Below are 15,511 nucleotides of genomic sequence, written 5' to 3'. Positions count from 1 at the left end.
AAACATGGAAACTCTCAAAAAAGAATTGCAGCAGGATTCAGATATATGGAAGATTCTGCACATCATCAAGGAACTTGAACTCAAAGATAGTTGGCTGTGTGCAGGTAGTGTGCGTAATTTTATCTGGAATCGTTCTTCTGGGCAACCAGGCTTTGATCCAGAGACAGATGTAGATATTATTTTTTATGATCCAGACGTTTCTTATGAGGAGACTTGTCAGTTGGAAAAGCAATTGCTACAAGTCTATCCGCAGTATCGTTGGGAATTAAAAAAAACATGCACATCCATAATCCTAGAACAGCCCCCTACATCAATTCTAAAGATGCTATGTCAAAATATCCCGAAACTTGTACCGCAAGTGGTGTTCGACTGATGGAAGATGAGACGATAGAAGTGTTTGCCCCTTACGGACTGGAAGTTATTCGAGCGTTTCGCATTGAGCCAACGCCTCATTTCCTTCAAGATGAGGCACGTCGTCAACTTTACCACACACGCCTGCAAAAGAAAAATTGGTTAGAAAAATGGCCAAATTTACAGATTACAACTATTCCTGTAGCAGACTAGAGGCAACTCTAGTCTTTTTTCGTATAACAACTTCAAGCTGACTTTCCATCAATTGAAAAACCTTCTTCTATTAATAGTAAACAAACAGGTCCGATTTTTTGATACAGAAATGGTTCCTGTTTTATTTTTTAAATAAGTGCACAAAATTCTTGCAAAGCGAATAGAGTTTTGATATACTACTATGGTGCTGTGAAAATCACAGTTTAGCTTTGATGCAAGAGGTTGCGACACGCTCGGTTGCATTGCCACGCAATCACCTGTCGGTTTTCTTGTGGAGCTAGCCTATTATCGTAAATAGACGAAAAGGAGACAAAGATGGCAAACAAAAAAATCCGCATCCGCTTGAAAGCGTACGAACACCGTACTCTTGACACAGCAGCTGCAAAAATCGTAGAAACTGCAACTCGTACAGGCGCTAGCGTAGCTGGTCCAGTTCCGCTTCCAACTGAACGTAGCCTCTACACAATCATCCGCGCGACTCACAAATATAAAGATTCTCGCGAACAATTCGAAATGCGTACACACAAACGCTTGATCGACATCGTTAACCCAACTCAAAAAACAGTTGATGCGTTGATGAAACTCGACTTGCCATCAGGTGTGAACGTAGAAATCAAACTTTAATCTGATTTCACTTGAGCATAAAAAACGCTCGTTAAAAACTTTTTAAGAAAAATAAAGAAAAGGAAACATTTTCTCATGACAAAAGGAATCTTAGGGAAAAAAGTGGGAATGACTCAAATCTTCACTGAATCAGGTGAATTTATCCCTGTAACTGTCATCGAAGCTACTCCAAACGTAGTTCTTCAAGTGAAAACTGTTGAAACTGACGGCTATGCAGCTGTTCAAGTTGGTTTTGATGACAAACGCGAAGTATTGAGCAACAAACCTGCCAAAGGCCATGTAGCAAAAGCTAACACAGCTCCTAAGCGCTTCATTCGTGAATTCAAAAACATTGAAGGCTTAGAAGTTGGTGCTGAAATCACAGTTGAAACATTCGCAGCCGGCGATGTTGTTGATGTAACTGGTACATCAAAAGGTAAAGGTTTCCAAGGTGTTATCAAACGCCATGGTCAATCACGTGGTCCTATGGCTCACGGTTCACGTTACCACCGTCGTCCAGGTTCAATGGGACCTGTTGCGCCAAACCGTGTCTTCAAAGGTAAAAACCTTGCAGGCCGTATGGGTGGAAACCGTGTGACAATTCAAAACCTTGAAATTGTACAAGTTGTTCCAGAAAAGAACGTTATCCTTATCAAAGGTAACGTACCAGGTGCTAAGAAATCTCTTATCACTATCAAATCAGCAGTTAAAGCTGGTAAATAATAAGGAAAGGGGAAATCAGTCGAAATGGCAAACGTAACATTATTTGACCAAACTGGTAAACAAGCTGGTGAAGTTGTATTGAACGATGCAGTATTTGGTATCGAACCAAATCAATCAGTTGTGTTTGATGTCATCATCAGCCAACGTGCTAGCCTTCGTCAAGGTACTCACGCAGTTAAAAACCGTTCAGCAGTTCGCGGTGGCGGACGCAAACCATGGCGTCAAAAAGGAACTGGACGCGCTCGTCAAGGTTCTATCCGTTCACCACAATGGCGTGGCGGTGGCGTAGTCTTCGGACCAACTCCACGTTCATACGCGTACAAACTTCCACAAAAAGTTCGTCGCTTGGCACTTAAATCTGTTTATTCAGAAAAAGTTGCTGAAAACAAATTTGTAGCTGTTGACTCACTTACATTTGCAGCTCCAAAAACTGCTGAATTTGCAAAAGTTCTTGCAGCTTTGAGCATTGATTCAAAAGTCCTTGTTATTCTTGAAGAAGGAAACGAATTCGCAGCTCTCTCAGCTCGCAACATTCCAAACGTGAAAGTTGCAACTGCAACAACTGCAAGTGTTCTTGACATCGCAAACAGTGACAAACTTCTTGTGACTCAAGCAGCTATCTCTAAAATCGAGGAGGTTCTTGCATAATGAATTTGTATGATGTTATCAAAAAACCTGTCATCACAGAAAGCTCAATGGGCCAACTTGAAGCAGGTAAATATGTATTTGAAGTTGACACTCGTGCACACAAATTGTTGATCAAACAAGCTGTTGAAGCTGCGTTTGAAGGTGTTAAAGTTGCTAACGTTAACACAATCAACGTAAAACCTAAAACAAAACGCGTAGGTCGTTATGTAGGTCGCACAAACAAAGTGAAAAAAGCTATCATCACTCTTACAGCTGATTCAAGAGCAATCGAGTTGTTTGCAACTGAAGCTGAATAATCTAAGGAGGAAATAACGTGGGTATTAAAGTTTATAAACCAACGACAAATGGCCGTCGTAACATGACTTCTTTGGATTTCGCTGAAATCACTACAAGCACTCCAGAAAAATCATTGCTTGTTTCTCTTAAGAGCAAAGCTGGTCGTAACAACAACGGTCGCATCACTGTTCGTCACCAAGGTGGCGGTCACAAACGTCACTACCGTTTGATTGACTTCAAACGTAACAAAGATGGCGTTGAAGCAGTTGTTAAAACTATCGAGTACGATCCAAACCGTACTGCAAACATCGCACTTGTACACTACACTGACGGTGTGAAAGCTTACATCATTGCACCAAAAGGTCTTGAAGTAGGTCAACGTATCGTTTCTGGTCCAGATGCGGATATCAAAGTTGGTAACGCACTTCCACTTGCAAACATTCCAGTCGGTACAGTTGTACACAACATCGAGTTGAAACCAGGTCACGGTGGTGAGTTGGTCCGTGCTGCTGGTGCATCTGCACAAGTACTTGGAGCAGAAGGTAAATACGTTCTTGTTCGTCTTCAATCTGGCGAAGTTCGTATGATCTTGGGCACTTGCCGTGCTACTGTTGGTACTGTAGGTAACGAACAACAATCACTTGTTAACATTGGTAAAGCAGGACGTAGCCGTTGGAAAGGTATCCGCCCAACAGTTCGTGGTTCTGTAATGAACCCTAACGATCACCCACACGGTGGTGGTGAAGGTAAAGCACCGGTTGGACGTAAAGCGCCATCTACTCCATGGGGTAAACCTGCGCTTGGTCTTAAAACTCGTAACAAGAAAGCGAAATCTGACAAACTTATCGTTCGTCGTCGCAACCAAAAATAATCAACTAGCTAGTTGATTTATCCGCCAGCTCGGTAGTGCGCGTAAGCGCACAAGCCGCTGTGGTACATTATTTAAAGGAGAAAACTACATAATGGGACGTAGTCTTAAAAAAGGACCTTTCGTCGATGAGCATTTGATGAAAAAAGTTGAAGCTCAAGCAAATGACGAAAAGAAAAAAGTAATTAAAACTTGGTCACGTCGTTCAACGATTTTCCCAAGCTTTATCGGATATACAATCGCAGTATACGATGGACGTAAACATGTACCTGTTTACATCCAAGAAGACATGGTAGGTCACAAACTTGGTGAATTTGCACCAACTCGTACTTACAAAGGTCACGCTGCTGACGACAAGAAAACACGTAGAAAATAATAGGAGGAAAACACAATGGCAGAAATTACTTCAGCTAAAGCAACTGCTCGCACAGTACGTGTTTCACCTCGTAAATCACGTCTTGTCTTGGATAACATCCGTGGCAAAAGCGTAGCCGATGCAATTGCAATCTTAAAATTCACACCAAACAAAGCTGCAACAGTGATTGAAGGAGTTTTGAACTCAGCTATCGCTAACGCTGAAAACAACTTTGGTTTGGAAAAAGCTAACTTGGTAGTAAGCGAAGCATTCGCAAACGAAGGACCAACTCTTAAACGTTTCCGTCCACGTGCGAAAGGTTCTGCTTCACCAATCAACAAACGCACAGCTCATATCACTGTAGTTGTGGCAGAAAAATAAGGAGGTAAAAACGTGGGACAAAAAGTACATCCAATTGGTATGCGTGTCGGCATCATCCGTGACTGGGATGCTAAATGGTATGCTGAAAAAGAATACGCGGATTACCTTCATGAAGATCTTTCAATCCGCAACTTTATCAAAAAAGAATTGGCTGATGCATCAGTTTCAACTATTGAAATTGAACGTGCAGTAAACAAAGTTATCGTATCAATCCACACTGCTAAACCAGGTATGGTTATTGGTAAATCAGGTAGCAATGTTGACGCACTTCGTGCACAATTGAACAAATTGACTGGTAAACAAGTACACATCAACATCGTTGAAATCAAATCACCAGATTTGGACGCTCACCTTGTTGGTGAAGGTATTGCTCGTCAATTGGAGCAACGTGTTGCTTTCCGTCGTGCACAAAAACAAGCTATCCAACGTGCAATGCGCGCTGGTGCTAAAGGTATCAAAACACAAGTTTCTGGTCGTTTGAACGGTGCTGATATTGCCCGTGCAGAAGGCTACTCAGAGGGTACTGTTCCTCTTCACACACTTCGTGCTGATATCGACTACGCATGGGAAGAAGCTCTTACAACTTACGGTAAACTTGGTGTTAAAGTATGGATTTACCGTGGTGAAGTTCTTCCAGCTCGTAAAAACACTCAAGGAGGTAAATAACCAATGTTAGTACCTAAACGTGTTAAACACCGTCGTGAATTCCGTGGAAAAATGCGCGGTGAAGCTAAAGGTGGTAAAGAAGTAGCATTTGGTGAATACGGCCTTCAAGCTACAACTAGCTCATGGATTACAAACCGTCAAATCGAAGCTGCTCGTATCGCGATGACTCGTTATATGAAACGTGGTGGTAAAGTTTGGATCAAAATCTTCCCTCACAAATCATACACTGCTAAAGCTATCGGGGTTCGTATGGGTTCTGGTAAAGGTGCTCCTGAAGGTTGGGTAGCTCCAGTTAAACGTGGCAAAGTAATGTTTGAAGTTGCAGGCGTTTCAGAAGAAATCGCTCGTGAAGCATTCCGTCTTGCTGGCCACAAATTACCAGTTAAAGTGAAATTCGTAAAACGTGAAGCAGAATAAGGAGAAGGCATGAAACTTAATGAAGTAAAAGAATTTGTTAAAGAACTTCGTGGACTTTCTCAAGAAGAACTTGCAAAACGCGAAAACGAGTTGAAGAAAGAACTCTTTGAGCTCCGTTTCCAAGCTGCTGCAGGTCAACTTGAGCAAACTGCTCGTTTGAACGAAGTTAAAAAACAAATTGCACGTATCAAAACAGTGCAATCTGAAATGAAATAATAGATTGGGAAAGGAGAATTTCAATGGAACGCAATAATCGTAAAGTCCTTGTTGGACGTGTTGTGTCTGACAAAATGGACAAAACCATCACAGTTGTAGTTGAAACTAAACGTAACCACCCAGTCTATGGTAAGCGTATTAACTACTCTAAAAAATACAAAGCTCATGATGAAAACAATGTTGCTAAAGAAGGCGATATCGTTCGTATCATGGAAACTCGTCCGCTTTCAGCTACAAAACGTTTCCGTCTTGTAGAAGTTGTAGAAGAAGCAGTTATCATTTAATCAAACTGAAAGGAGAAAACGAATATGATTCAAACAGAAACTCGTTTAAAAGTTGCTGACAACAGTGGCGCACGCGAAATCTTGACTATCAAAGTTCTTGGTGGTTCAGGACGTAAATTTGCAAACATTGGCGACATTATCGTTGCTTCAGTAAAACAAGCTACTCCTGGTGGTGCGGTTAAAAAAGGTGACGTTGTAAAAGCTGTTATCGTTCGTACTAAAACAGGTGCTCGTCGTGCTGATGGTTCATACATCAAATTCGACGAAAATGCTGCTGTTATCATCCGTGAAGACAAAACTCCTCGCGGAACTCGTATCTTTGGCCCAGTGGCACGCGAATTGCGTGACGGCGGTTTCATGAAAATCGTTTCATTGGCACCAGAAGTACTTTAATCTAAAAACAAACTAAGTCCCCTGCAGTTCTGCAGGGTGCCCATTAGGGCGTAAGAAATTCACAGGAGAAACCAAATGTTTGTAAAAAGAGGCGACAAAGTTCGCGTTATCGCTGGTAAAGACAAAGGTGTTGAAGCCCTTGTTGTAACAGCACTTCCAAAAGTAAACAAAGTTGTTGTTGAAGGTGTTAACATTGTCAAAAAACATCAAAAACCAAACAACGAAAACCCTCAAGGTGCAATCGTTGAAATCGAAGCTCCAATCCATGCATCAAACGTTCAAGTTTTGGACAAAAACGGTGTAGCTGGACGCGTTGGTTACAAAGTTGTTGACGGCAAAAAAGTTCGTTACAACAAAAAATCAGGCGAAGTGCTTGATTAATCACGAAGGAAAGGAGAAGTATAATGGCAAATCGTTTAAAAGAAAAATATCTTAATGAAGTTGTTCCTGCTTTGACTGAGCAATTTAACTATTCATCAGTTATGGCTGTGCCAAAAGTTGATAAGATCGTTTTGAACATGGGTGTTGGTGACGCTGTTTCTAACGCTAAAAACCTTGAAAAAGCTGCTGAAGAATTGGCACTTATTTCAGGTCAAAAACCACTTATCACAAAAGCTAAGAAATCAATCGCCGGCTTCCGTCTTCGTGAAGGGGTTGCTATCGGTGCGAAAGTGACTCTTCGTGGCGAACGCATGTATGAATTCTTGGACAAGTTGGTTTCAGTATCACTTCCACGTGTACGTGACTTCCACGGTGTTCCAACAAAATCGTTTGATGGACGCGGAAACTACACACTTGGTGTGAAAGAACAATTGATCTTCCCAGAAATCAACTTCGATGACGTTGATAAAACTCGTGGTATGGATATCGTCATCGTTACAACTGCTAACACTGACGAAGAATCACGTGCATTGCTCACAGGCCTTGGTATGCCGTTTGCGAAATAATAGGGAGAGAATAAATGGCTAAAAAATCAATGATCGCTAAGAACAAACGCCCAGCTAAGTTCTCAACTCAAGCCTACACTCGTTGTGAAAAATGTGGACGTCCACATTCAGTTTACCGCAAATTCAAACTTTGCCGTGTATGCTTCCGCGACTTGGCTTACCTTGGACAAATTCCAGGCGTTACAAAAGCTTCTTGGTAAGAAGATGATACAAAGGGCGTTAAAAACGCACAGCAAAAATAGGAAACTAGACGACGAGACTTTGGTCTCTAGGAGAGTTTATCTTTTTTGTCCAGTGTTTAGCCCGTGTTCGAATCGGCTTGTTCTGTGAATGAGCGTACATCTAAATCAGCTTTGCTGAGCCTGTCCAAATGGACATCATTAACTAGCAAGTGATTCTTTCAAACTGCTAGTAAGAGGAGAAAATAAAATGGTTATGACTGACCCAATTGCAGACTTTTTGACACGCATTCGTAATGCTAACCAAGCAAAACACGAAGTGCTTGAAGTACCTGCATCAAACATTAAAAAAGGGATTGCTACAATCCTTAAAAACGAAGGTTTTGTAAAAAACGTTGAATTCATCGAAGATGACAAACAAGGCATCATCCGTGTATTCTTGAAATACGGACCAAACGGTGAAAAAGTTATCACAAACTTGAAACGTATCTCAAAACCAGGTCTTCGTGTTTACTCAAAACGTGAAGATGTTCCTAAAGTTCTTAACGGACTTGGAATTGCAATCATTTCTACATCAGAAGGTCTTTTGACAGACAAACAAGCTCGTCAAAAGAACGTTGGTGGAGAAATCCTTGCGTATGTATGGTAATTTAGTCGTTTTAGACTAAATTTCTGCCCCGTGAAAACTGGCCATATGGCCTGATAATTTAACAGGAGAAAAATAACATGTCACGTATTGGTAATAAAGTGATTACATTGCCTGCTGGTGTTGAGCTTGCTCAAAACAACGGCGTGGTAACTGTAAAAGGACCTAAAGGTGAATTGACTCGTGAATTCCCTACAACCATTGAAATCAAAGTAGAAGGTACAGAAGTAACACTTCACCGTCCAAATGATTCAAAAGAAATGAAGACTATCCACGGTACTAGCCGTGCTAATCTCAACAACATGGTTGTTGGTGTTTCTGAAGGCTTCAAAAAAGAACTTGAAATGCGTGGTGTCGGTTACCGTGCACAATTGGCTGGTAACAAATTGACACTTGCAGTTGGGAAATCACATCCAGACGAAGTGATTGCACCAGAAGGTATCACATTTGAAGTTCCAACACCAACACAAATCATTGTGTCTGGTATCAACAAAGAAGTTGTTGGTCAAACAGCAGCTTACATCCGTAGCCTTCGCGCTCCTGAGCCATATAAAGGTAAAGGTATTCGTTACGTTGGTGAATTCGTTCGCCGTAAAGAAGGTAAAACTGGTAAATAATAGTTTCTTGAGGAAGATGTATATCTTTCTCGGAACTTTATTTTCCGAAACTAGCCTCGTTTGAGGCGAAATCAATAATAAAGAGGTGAAAATTGTGATTTCAAAACCAGATAAAAACAAAATCCGCCAAAAACGCCACCGTCGTGTTCGCGGTAAAATCTCTGGAACTGCTGCTCGCCCACGTTTGAACATTTTCCGTTCTAATACAGGCATCTACGCTCAAGTGATTGATGACGTAGCGGGTGTAACGCTCGCAAGCGCTTCTACTCTTGATAAAGAAGTTTCAAAAGGAACTAAGACAGAACAAGCCGTTGTTGTAGGTAAACTCGTTGCTGAACGTGCAGCTGCGAAAGGTATTTCTGAAGTGGTCTTTGACCGCGGTGGATATCTCTATCACGGACGTGTGAAGGCTTTGGCTGACGCAGCTCGTGAAAACGGATTGAAATTCTAATAGGGAGGACACTAAGAAATGGCATTTAAAGATAACGCAGTTGAAATTGAAGAACGCGTAGTAGCCATCAACCGTGTTACAAAAGTTGTTAAAGGTGGACGTCGTCTTCGTTTTGCAGCTCTTGTGGTTGTTGGAGACCGTAACGGACGTGTAGGTTTCGGTACTGGTAAAGCTCAAGAAGTACCTGAAGCTATCCGTAAAGCAGTTGAAGCTGCTAAGAAAAACATGATCGAAGTACCAATGGTTGGTACAACAATCCCTCACGAAGTTCGTTCAGAATTTGGTGGTGCTAAAGTATTGTTGAAACCAGCTGTAGAAGGTGCTGGGGTTGCTGCTGGTGGTGCAACACGTGCCGTAATCGAATTGGCAGGTATTGCAGATGTAACATCTAAATCACTTGGCTCAAACACTCCAATCAACATCGTTCGTGCAACAGTTGAAGGTTTGAAACAATTGAAACGTGCTGAAGAGGTTGCTGCACTTCGCGGAATCTCAGTTTCAGATTTGGCATAAGAAAGGGGAACTCATGGCTCAAATTAAAATTACTTTGACGAAGTCTCCAATCGGCCGTATTCCATCACAACGTAAAACTGTTGTGGCGCTTGGTCTTGGCAAATTGAACAGCTCAGTCGTTAAAGAAGACAATGCAGCTATCCGTGGTATGGTTAACGCCGTATCTCACTTGGTAACTGTAGAAGAAGTTAAATAAGACTTCAAACAGAATAAGAACTTGAGTCGTACGGGTTTCTGTGCGGCTTAAAGTTAATTTAGTATAGGCGAGTTTTTGTGGGAAGTCCTTTTTCTCATAAAGGCGCTAGCATTTTACAAATAAGGAGAAATTAAATAATGAAACTTCATGAATTACAACCTGCAACAGGTTCACGTAAAGTTCGCAACCGTGTAGGTCGTGGTACATCATCGGGTAACGGTAAAACTTCTGGCCGCGGTCAAAAAGGTCAAAAAGCTCGTAGCGGTGGCGGCGTGCGTCTTGGTTTTGAAGGTGGACAAACTCCATTGTTCCGTCGTCTTCCAAAACGTGGTTTCACAAACATCAACGCTAAAGAGTATGCAATTGTGAACCTTGATCAATTGAATGTTTTCGAAGATGGTACAGAGATAACACCAGTTGTACTTATCGAAGCTGGTATTGTCAAAGCTGAAAAATCAGGAGTTAAAGTTCTTGGTAACGGCGAATTGACTAAGAAATTGACAGTGAAAGCTGCTAAATTCTCTAAATCAGCTGAAGAAGCAATCACTTCAAAAGGTGGCTCAGTAGAAGTCATCTAAGGGGTGACCAACTATGTTTTTTAAACTATTAAAAGAAGCGTTCAAGGTAAAAAATGTTCGCAATAAAATTTTGTTTACAATTTTTATCTTATTTGTTTTTCGCGTAGGAACACACATCACAGTACCAGGAATCAACGCAAAGAGTTTAGAGGCGGTGTCAAACTTGCCATTCTTAAACATGTTGAGTTTGGTTTCAGGGAATGCGATGAAGAACTTTTCCGTTTTTGCCTTGGGTGTTAGTCCTTATATCACTGCATCCATCATCGTTCAACTGTTACAAATGGACATCGTTCCAAAGTTTGTTGAATGGGGAAAACAAGGTGAAGTTGGTCGTCGGAAATTAAATCAAGCAACACGCTATATTTCACTTGTTCTTGCATTTGTTCAATCAGTCGGTATTACAGCAGGTTTGAATGCTCTCGCGGGTGCTCAACTGACAACCATGCCTCTCAACTGGAAAACTTACATCATTATCGGTAGTATCTTAACAACTGGTTCAATGATTGTTACTTGGTTCGGTGAACAAATTACAGACAAGGGTTACGGAAATGGAACATCAATGATTATCTTTGCCGGTATCATTTCATCCCTTCCAGCTACTATCAAAGAAATTTACGAAGATCGTTTTGTGAATATCGACTCTAGTCGCTTAACAGAATCGGCTATCTTTGTAGCCGTATTGGTAGTTGCTATTTTAGCCATTGTTTATTTTACAACCTACGTACAACAAGCGGAGTACAAAATTCCAATCCAGTACACAAAACGTGCGCAAGGTGCTCCTTCGAGCTCATACTTGCCGTTGAAGCTGAATCCAGCTGGTGTTATCCCTGTCATCTTTGCAGGTTCTATCACAGCCATTCCGACTTCAATTTTACAATTTTTGACAAGTCAAAACCGCACAAGCTCACTTCTTCAAAACTTGCAAAGCTACTTTGATTACACTACAGTTAAAGGAATGCTTGTCTATGCAGTTTTGATTATCATCTTTACATTCTTCTACAGTTTTGTTCAGGTAAATCCAGAAAAAACTGCTGAAAGTTTGCAAAAGAGTGGTGCTTACATCCACGGAGTTCGTCCAGGTAATGGCACAGAGCAATACTTTTCAAAATTGTTGAAACGTTTAGCAACTGTAGGTTCTCTTTTCCTTGGTATTGTGGCCTTGTTACCAATTTTGGCACAAAACCTTTTGGGACTTTCTTCTAATATTGCTTTCTTGGGTACAAGTTTGATCATCGTGATCATGACAAGTATCGAAGGTATCAAGCAGTTGGAAGGTTACTTATTGAAGAGAAAATACGTTGGATTTATGGAAATCACAGAATAGTATATAGGTTGACATTGTCAACCTTCTATTTTGTTTTGATAGGTCAATTAACATTAGAAAATAGCGTAAAGCTATTCACACAATAAAAGGAGTTCGAAATGAATCTTTTGATTATGGGGTTGCCAGGTGCTGGTAAAGGGACACAGGCAGCAAAAATTGTTGAAAAATTTGGCGTAGCTCATATTTCAACAGGAGATATGTTCCGCGCTGCGATGGCTAACCAAACTGAAATGGGTTTATTGGCAAAATCATATATCGATAAAGGTGACTTGGTTCCTGACGAAGTAACAAACGGTATCGTGAAAGAGCGCTTGACTCAAGATGATATTCAAGAAAAAGGTTTTTTGCTAGATGGCTACCCACGCACAATTGAGCAAGCACATGCTTTGGATGAAAACTTGAAAGAGTTAGGTATTGATCTTCAAGGTGTGATCAATATTGAAATTGACCCAAGTATTTTGGTAGAACGCCTTAGCGGACGGATTATCCACCGTGAAACGGGTGAAACTTTCCATAAAGTCTTTAACCTACCACCTGAAGGTTACAACGAAGCAGATTACTACCAACGTGAAGATGACAAACCAGAATCAGTAAAACGTCGTTTGGAAGTAAATATTGCTCAAGGACAACCAATTATCGATCACTATCGTGCACAAGGACTTGTTCATGATATTGAAGGCAATCAAGATATCGATGTTGTATTTGAAGCAATTGATGCTGTTTTATCAAAATTACAATAATTGATGAATATGACTTGCTTTTTTTAGATAAAAATGATAAAATAAGCCAGTCTGACTTATAATTGTTACCTCTGTGCGCAGAGGGCATCAAATCGAAATTTAGAGGGGGAAACTTTTGCATGGCAAAAGAAGATGTGATTGAAATTGAAGGCAAGGTAGTTGATACAATGCCGAATGCTATGTTTACTGTTGAGTTGGAGAATGGACACCAAGTCTTGGCAACTGTTTCAGGGAAAATCCGTAAAAACTACATCCGTATTTTGGTCGGAGATCGTGTAACTGTCGAGCTTAGCCCATATGATTTGACACGTGGACGTATCACATACCGCTTTAAATAGTCGAAATACTTGGAGGGATAAAAATGAAAGTAAGACCATCGGTCAAACCAATTTGCGAATACTGCAAAGTTATTCGTCGTAATGGTCGTGTTATGGTAATTTGCCCAGCAAATCCAAAACACAAACAACGTCAAGGTTAAGATAGAAAGGAGAAAAAATGGCTCGTATTGCTGGAGTTGACATTCCAAACGACAAACGTGTTGTAATTTCATTGACATACGTATACGGAATCGGTCTCACAACATCTAAAAAGATCCTTGCTGCTGCAGGAATTTCTGAAGATATCCGTGTAAAAGACTTGACTTCTGATCAAGAAGACGCTATCCGTCGTGAAGTTGATGCAATTAAAGTTGAAGGTGACCTTCGTCGCGAAGTAAACTTGAACATCAAACGTTTGATGGAAATCGGTTCATACCGTGGTATCCGTCACCGTCGTGGACTTCCTGTCCGTGGACAAAACACTAAAAATAACGCTCGCACTCGTAAAGGTAAAGCTGTTGCGATTGCAGGTAAGAAAAAATAAAATAGGAGGTAAAAAAATTGGCTAAACCAACACGTAAACGTCGTGTGAAGAAAAATATCGAATCTGGTATTGCACATATTCACGCTACATTTAACAACACTATTGTTATGATTACTGATGTGCATGGTAACGCTCTTGCTTGGTCATCAGCTGGTGCTCTTGGTTTCAAAGGTTCTCGTAAATCTACACCATTCGCAGCCCAAATGGCTTCAGAAGCAGCTGCTAAATCTGCACAAGAACACGGTCTTAAAACAGTTGAAGTTACAGTTAAAGGTCCAGGTTCAGGTCGTGAGTCTGCTATTCGTGCTCTTGCTGCCGCTGGTCTTGAAGTTACTGCAATTCGTGATGTGACTCCTGTACCACACAATGGTGCTCGTCCTCCAAAACGTCGCCGTGTATAATCATACAAACGATACACAGCTTTTCGTTTAAGAGGGAGTAAGAAATGATTGAGTTTGAAAAACCAACTATAACAAAAATTGATGAAAATAAAGATTACGGCAGATTTGTTATCGAGCCACTAGAACGTGGTTATGGAACAACTCTTGGTAACTCACTTCGTCGTGTACTTCTTGCATCACTTCCAGGTGCTGCAGTGACATCAATTAAAATTGATGGTGTACTCCACGAATTCGACACAGTTCCAGGTGTTCGCGAAGATGTTATGCAAATTATTTTGAACATCAAAGGCATTGCTGTAAAATCTTATGTCGAAGACGAAAAGACAATTGAACTTGATGTTGTAGGTCCAGCAGAAATTACTGCAGGCGACATCTTGACAGATAGTGATATTGAAATTGTAAATCCTGATCATTATCTTTTCACCATCGCTGCAGGCGCTACTTTCAAGGCAGTTATGACTGTCAATACTGGACGTGGCTATATCCCAGCAGAGGGTAACAAAAAAGATGATGCACCAGTAGGTACACTTGCGGTAGATTCAATCTATACGCCTGTTGTCAAAGTAAATTACCAAGTTGAACCAGCTCGCGTTGGTAGCAATGATGGTTTTGACAAATTAACGCTTGAAATCATGACAAACGGAACGACAATTCCTGAAGACGCATTGGGACTGTCAGCACGTATTTTGATGGAACACTTAGGATTGTTTACTGATTTAACTGAAGTTGCCAAGTCAGCCGAAGTGATGAAGGAAGCAGAAGTGGCTTCAGATGATCGTATGCTTGACCGTACAATTGAAGAACTTGATTTGTCAGTGCGTTCATATAACTGTTTGAAACGTGCAGGAATTAACACTGTATTTGATTTAACAGAAAAATCTGAACCTGAAATGATGAAAGTGCGCAATCTTGGCCGTAAGAGTCTTGAAGAAGTCAAAGTTAAATTGGCTGACCTTGGTCTAGGATTGAAAAAAGATAAATAATATAGGAGGAAAAAATGGCATACCGTAAATTAGGACGTACTAGCTCACAACGTAAAGCAATGTTGCGCGATTTGACGACTGACCTTTTGATCAATGAATCAATCGTTACAACTGAAGCTCGTGCGAAAGAAATCCGTAAAACAGTTGAAAAAATGATTACTCTTGGTAAACGTGGCGATTTGCACGCTCGTCGTCAAGCAGCAGCATTTGTTCGTAACGAAATTGCAGCAGAAAACTATGATGAAGCAACAGATAAGTATACTTCTACTACAGCTCTTCAAAAATTGTTCTCTGAAATTGCTCCTCGTTATGCAGAACGCAATGGTGGTTACACACGTATTCTTAAAACAGAACCACGTCGTGGTGACGCAGCACCAATGGCAATTATCGAACTTGTATAAGATCATCAATTTTGTTGAGTGTTATGATGATGGGATATTGAATCCTTAGTCTAGCTCTGGTCTACCGCTGAGATTATCTCAGCGGTAACACTCATCAGAAATTGAATATCGAACGCTTGTTTATGAAATGACTTAGTTCTAAATCATTTCATAAGCGGGCGTTTTTGTATTTGTATACGGCGCTGAGCATCCTCGATCATCCAAGAGCATCGCGAGGTGCATAAATTGATAGCAGAGGCGTTGTTAGAGCATGAAACGCTGGATAGCGTGCAAATTAAGT

Annotated in this window: 29 protein-coding genes and 2 pseudogenes; all 31 read left to right on the top strand. The window is 40.9% G+C overall.

Annotated elements, in window-relative coordinates; translation table 11 throughout:
- Positions 1-4: 4 nt before the first annotated feature.
- Positions 5-564, top strand: a pseudogene (locus tag ABID27_RS09735) (nucleotidyltransferase family protein).
- A 315-nt stretch (positions 565-879) separates the two neighbouring features.
- The gene (gene rpsJ / locus ABID27_RS09730; RefSeq protein ID WP_067087606.1) at positions 880-1,188 is read left to right on the top strand and encodes a 30S ribosomal protein S10; all 309 of its coding nucleotides are present in this window, start codon (positions 880-882) and stop codon (positions 1,186-1,188) included.
- A 75-nt stretch (positions 1,189-1,263) separates the two neighbouring features.
- Positions 1,264-1,890, top strand: a complete 627-nt coding sequence (rplC, locus tag ABID27_RS09725; protein ID WP_222348931.1) for a 50S ribosomal protein L3 — start codon at positions 1,264-1,266, stop codon at positions 1,888-1,890.
- A 24-nt stretch (positions 1,891-1,914) separates the two neighbouring features.
- Positions 1,915-2,538 (top strand): 50S ribosomal protein L4, encoded by a 624-nt coding sequence (rplD, locus tag ABID27_RS09720; RefSeq protein WP_253366293.1) that lies wholly within the window; start codon positions 1,915-1,917, stop codon positions 2,536-2,538.
- On the top strand, positions 2,538-2,834 hold the full coding sequence (locus tag ABID27_RS09715) for a 50S ribosomal protein L23 (RefSeq protein ID WP_253366285.1): 297 nt from the start codon (positions 2,538-2,540) through the stop codon (positions 2,832-2,834). The genes rplD and ABID27_RS09715 overlap by 1 nt, the downstream gene beginning before the upstream one ends.
- A 17-nt stretch (positions 2,835-2,851) precedes the next feature.
- The gene (rplB, locus tag ABID27_RS09710) at positions 2,852-3,685 is read left to right on the top strand and encodes a 50S ribosomal protein L2 (RefSeq protein WP_253636131.1); all 834 of its coding nucleotides are present in this window, start codon (positions 2,852-2,854) and stop codon (positions 3,683-3,685) included.
- 91 nt (positions 3,686-3,776) lie between these two features.
- A complete protein-coding gene (rpsS, locus tag ABID27_RS09705; RefSeq protein WP_000533766.1) occupies positions 3,777-4,058 on the top strand; it encodes a 30S ribosomal protein S19 in 282 nt (93 codons plus the stop codon).
- 15 nt (positions 4,059-4,073) lie between these two features.
- Positions 4,074-4,418: a 50S ribosomal protein L22 gene (gene rplV, locus ABID27_RS09700; RefSeq protein WP_222348928.1), complete on the top strand. Its 345-nt coding sequence runs from the start codon at positions 4,074-4,076 to the stop codon at positions 4,416-4,418.
- 12 nt (positions 4,419-4,430) lie between these two features.
- Entirely contained in the window at positions 4,431-5,084 is a 654-nt protein-coding gene (gene rpsC / locus ABID27_RS09695; RefSeq protein WP_253366281.1) for a 30S ribosomal protein S3, read from the top strand.
- A 3-nt stretch (positions 5,085-5,087) separates the two neighbouring features.
- Complete coding sequence (gene rplP, locus ABID27_RS09690; protein ID WP_049617483.1) at positions 5,088-5,501, top strand: 50S ribosomal protein L16; 414 nt, start codon at positions 5,088-5,090, stop codon at positions 5,499-5,501.
- A gap of 9 nt (positions 5,502-5,510) precedes the next feature.
- Complete coding sequence (rpmC, locus tag ABID27_RS09685) at positions 5,511-5,717, top strand: 50S ribosomal protein L29 (protein WP_253366276.1); 207 nt, start codon at positions 5,511-5,513, stop codon at positions 5,715-5,717.
- Between the two features lie 23 nt (positions 5,718-5,740).
- On the top strand, positions 5,741-6,001 hold the full coding sequence (gene rpsQ, locus ABID27_RS09680; protein ID WP_000440801.1) for a 30S ribosomal protein S17: 261 nt from the start codon (positions 5,741-5,743) through the stop codon (positions 5,999-6,001).
- Between the two features lie 24 nt (positions 6,002-6,025).
- On the top strand, positions 6,026-6,394 hold the full coding sequence (rplN, locus tag ABID27_RS09675) for a 50S ribosomal protein L14 (RefSeq protein ID WP_004195497.1): 369 nt from the start codon (positions 6,026-6,028) through the stop codon (positions 6,392-6,394).
- Between the two features lie 75 nt (positions 6,395-6,469).
- Complete coding sequence (gene rplX, locus ABID27_RS09670) at positions 6,470-6,775, top strand: 50S ribosomal protein L24 (protein WP_253366274.1); 306 nt, start codon at positions 6,470-6,472, stop codon at positions 6,773-6,775.
- 23 nt (positions 6,776-6,798) lie between these two features.
- Entirely contained in the window at positions 6,799-7,341 is a 543-nt protein-coding gene (gene rplE, locus ABID27_RS09665) for a 50S ribosomal protein L5 (RefSeq protein WP_222348924.1), read from the top strand.
- Between the two features lie 14 nt (positions 7,342-7,355).
- Positions 7,356-7,541 (top strand): type Z 30S ribosomal protein S14, encoded by a 186-nt coding sequence (locus ABID27_RS09660; RefSeq protein WP_002936651.1) that lies wholly within the window; start codon positions 7,356-7,358, stop codon positions 7,539-7,541.
- A gap of 229 nt (positions 7,542-7,770) precedes the next feature.
- Positions 7,771-8,169 carry a 30S ribosomal protein S8 gene (rpsH, locus tag ABID27_RS09655; RefSeq protein ID WP_253366272.1) on the top strand — a complete coding sequence of 133 codons (399 nt, stop codon included), beginning with the start codon at positions 7,771-7,773 and terminating at the stop codon, positions 8,167-8,169.
- A gap of 77 nt (positions 8,170-8,246) precedes the next feature.
- Positions 8,247-8,783 carry a 50S ribosomal protein L6 gene (gene rplF / locus ABID27_RS09650; RefSeq protein ID WP_253366270.1) on the top strand — a complete coding sequence of 179 codons (537 nt, stop codon included), beginning with the start codon at positions 8,247-8,249 and terminating at the stop codon, positions 8,781-8,783.
- A 94-nt stretch (positions 8,784-8,877) separates the two neighbouring features.
- On the top strand, positions 8,878-9,234 hold the full coding sequence (rplR, locus tag ABID27_RS09645) for a 50S ribosomal protein L18 (protein ID WP_222348921.1): 357 nt from the start codon (positions 8,878-8,880) through the stop codon (positions 9,232-9,234).
- Between the two features lie 18 nt (positions 9,235-9,252).
- On the top strand, positions 9,253-9,747 hold the full coding sequence (gene rpsE, locus ABID27_RS09640; protein ID WP_253366268.1) for a 30S ribosomal protein S5: 495 nt from the start codon (positions 9,253-9,255) through the stop codon (positions 9,745-9,747).
- Positions 9,748-9,760: 13 nt separating this feature from the next.
- Complete coding sequence (gene rpmD / locus ABID27_RS09635) at positions 9,761-9,943, top strand: 50S ribosomal protein L30 (RefSeq protein ID WP_222348920.1); 183 nt, start codon at positions 9,761-9,763, stop codon at positions 9,941-9,943.
- Between the two features lie 137 nt (positions 9,944-10,080).
- Positions 10,081-10,521: a 50S ribosomal protein L15 gene (gene rplO / locus ABID27_RS09630; RefSeq protein ID WP_253366266.1), complete on the top strand. Its 441-nt coding sequence runs from the start codon at positions 10,081-10,083 to the stop codon at positions 10,519-10,521.
- A 13-nt stretch (positions 10,522-10,534) separates the two neighbouring features.
- The gene (secY, locus tag ABID27_RS09625; protein ID WP_253366264.1) at positions 10,535-11,845 is read left to right on the top strand and encodes a preprotein translocase subunit SecY; all 1,311 of its coding nucleotides are present in this window, start codon (positions 10,535-10,537) and stop codon (positions 11,843-11,845) included.
- Positions 11,846-11,943: 98 nt separating this feature from the next.
- Positions 11,944-12,585: an adenylate kinase gene (locus tag ABID27_RS09620; RefSeq protein WP_253366262.1), complete on the top strand. Its 642-nt coding sequence runs from the start codon at positions 11,944-11,946 to the stop codon at positions 12,583-12,585.
- 119 nt (positions 12,586-12,704) lie between these two features.
- On the top strand, positions 12,705-12,923 hold the full coding sequence (gene infA, locus ABID27_RS09615) for a translation initiation factor IF-1 (protein ID WP_002936627.1): 219 nt from the start codon (positions 12,705-12,707) through the stop codon (positions 12,921-12,923).
- A gap of 23 nt (positions 12,924-12,946) precedes the next feature.
- Positions 12,947-13,063 carry a 50S ribosomal protein L36 gene (rpmJ, locus tag ABID27_RS09610; protein WP_001808836.1) on the top strand — a complete coding sequence of 39 codons (117 nt, stop codon included), beginning with the start codon at positions 12,947-12,949 and terminating at the stop codon, positions 13,061-13,063.
- Between the two features lie 17 nt (positions 13,064-13,080).
- Entirely contained in the window at positions 13,081-13,446 is a 366-nt protein-coding gene (gene rpsM, locus ABID27_RS09605) for a 30S ribosomal protein S13 (protein ID WP_049617497.1), read from the top strand.
- Positions 13,447-13,463: 17 nt separating this feature from the next.
- Entirely contained in the window at positions 13,464-13,847 is a 384-nt protein-coding gene (rpsK, locus tag ABID27_RS09600; RefSeq protein ID WP_018166218.1) for a 30S ribosomal protein S11, read from the top strand.
- A 44-nt stretch (positions 13,848-13,891) separates the two neighbouring features.
- Positions 13,892-14,830: a DNA-directed RNA polymerase subunit alpha gene (locus ABID27_RS09595; RefSeq protein WP_253366260.1), complete on the top strand. Its 939-nt coding sequence runs from the start codon at positions 13,892-13,894 to the stop codon at positions 14,828-14,830.
- A gap of 14 nt (positions 14,831-14,844) precedes the next feature.
- Positions 14,845-15,231, top strand: coding sequence for a 50S ribosomal protein L17 (rplQ, locus tag ABID27_RS09590; protein ID WP_222348914.1), 387 nt, complete (start codon positions 14,845-14,847; stop codon positions 15,229-15,231).
- A 186-nt stretch (positions 15,232-15,417) separates the two neighbouring features.
- Positions 15,418-15,511 (top strand): annotated as a pseudogene (locus tag ABID27_RS09585) (ATP-dependent metallopeptidase FtsH/Yme1/Tma family protein); the annotation flags it as partial.

The sequence above is a fragment of the Streptococcus gallinaceus genome (assembly GCF_040545695.1).
GTDB classification, from domain to species: Bacteria; Bacillota; Bacilli; order Lactobacillales; family Streptococcaceae; genus Streptococcus; species Streptococcus gallinaceus.
Note: the sequence above shows the minus strand (reverse complement) of the source record. Positions and strands in the feature narration are given on the sequence as shown.

Coding starts and splice junctions, on each gene's coding strand:
- rpsJ (WP_067087606.1), top strand. CDS start 880: ATGGCAAACAAAAAAATCCGCATCCGCTTGAAAGCGTACGAACACCGT.
- rplC (WP_222348931.1), top strand. CDS start 1,264: ATGACAAAAGGAATCTTAGGGAAAAAAGTGGGAATGACTCAAATCTTC.
- rplD (WP_253366293.1), top strand. CDS start 1,915: ATGGCAAACGTAACATTATTTGACCAAACTGGTAAACAAGCTGGTGAA.
- ABID27_RS09715 (WP_253366285.1), top strand. CDS start 2,538: ATGAATTTGTATGATGTTATCAAAAAACCTGTCATCACAGAAAGCTCA.
- rpsS (WP_000533766.1), top strand. CDS start 3,777: ATGGGACGTAGTCTTAAAAAAGGACCTTTCGTCGATGAGCATTTGATG.
- rplV (WP_222348928.1), top strand. CDS start 4,074: ATGGCAGAAATTACTTCAGCTAAAGCAACTGCTCGCACAGTACGTGTT.
- rplP (WP_049617483.1), top strand. CDS start 5,088: ATGTTAGTACCTAAACGTGTTAAACACCGTCGTGAATTCCGTGGAAAA.
- rpmC (WP_253366276.1), top strand. CDS start 5,511: ATGAAACTTAATGAAGTAAAAGAATTTGTTAAAGAACTTCGTGGACTT.
- rpsQ (WP_000440801.1), top strand. CDS start 5,741: ATGGAACGCAATAATCGTAAAGTCCTTGTTGGACGTGTTGTGTCTGAC.
- rplN (WP_004195497.1), top strand. CDS start 6,026: ATGATTCAAACAGAAACTCGTTTAAAAGTTGCTGACAACAGTGGCGCA.
- rplX (WP_253366274.1), top strand. CDS start 6,470: ATGTTTGTAAAAAGAGGCGACAAAGTTCGCGTTATCGCTGGTAAAGAC.
- rplE (WP_222348924.1), top strand. CDS start 6,799: ATGGCAAATCGTTTAAAAGAAAAATATCTTAATGAAGTTGTTCCTGCT.
- ABID27_RS09660 (WP_002936651.1), top strand. CDS start 7,356: ATGGCTAAAAAATCAATGATCGCTAAGAACAAACGCCCAGCTAAGTTC.
- rpsH (WP_253366272.1), top strand. CDS start 7,771: ATGGTTATGACTGACCCAATTGCAGACTTTTTGACACGCATTCGTAAT.
- rplF (WP_253366270.1), top strand. CDS start 8,247: ATGTCACGTATTGGTAATAAAGTGATTACATTGCCTGCTGGTGTTGAG.
- rpsE (WP_253366268.1), top strand. CDS start 9,253: ATGGCATTTAAAGATAACGCAGTTGAAATTGAAGAACGCGTAGTAGCC.
- rpmD (WP_222348920.1), top strand. CDS start 9,761: ATGGCTCAAATTAAAATTACTTTGACGAAGTCTCCAATCGGCCGTATT.
- rplO (WP_253366266.1), top strand. CDS start 10,081: ATGAAACTTCATGAATTACAACCTGCAACAGGTTCACGTAAAGTTCGC.
- secY (WP_253366264.1), top strand. CDS start 10,535: ATGTTTTTTAAACTATTAAAAGAAGCGTTCAAGGTAAAAAATGTTCGC.
- ABID27_RS09620 (WP_253366262.1), top strand. CDS start 11,944: ATGAATCTTTTGATTATGGGGTTGCCAGGTGCTGGTAAAGGGACACAG.
- infA (WP_002936627.1), top strand. CDS start 12,705: ATGGCAAAAGAAGATGTGATTGAAATTGAAGGCAAGGTAGTTGATACA.
- rpmJ (WP_001808836.1), top strand. CDS start 12,947: ATGAAAGTAAGACCATCGGTCAAACCAATTTGCGAATACTGCAAAGTT.
- rpsM (WP_049617497.1), top strand. CDS start 13,081: ATGGCTCGTATTGCTGGAGTTGACATTCCAAACGACAAACGTGTTGTA.
- ABID27_RS09595 (WP_253366260.1), top strand. CDS start 13,892: ATGATTGAGTTTGAAAAACCAACTATAACAAAAATTGATGAAAATAAA.
- rplQ (WP_222348914.1), top strand. CDS start 14,845: ATGGCATACCGTAAATTAGGACGTACTAGCTCACAACGTAAAGCAATG.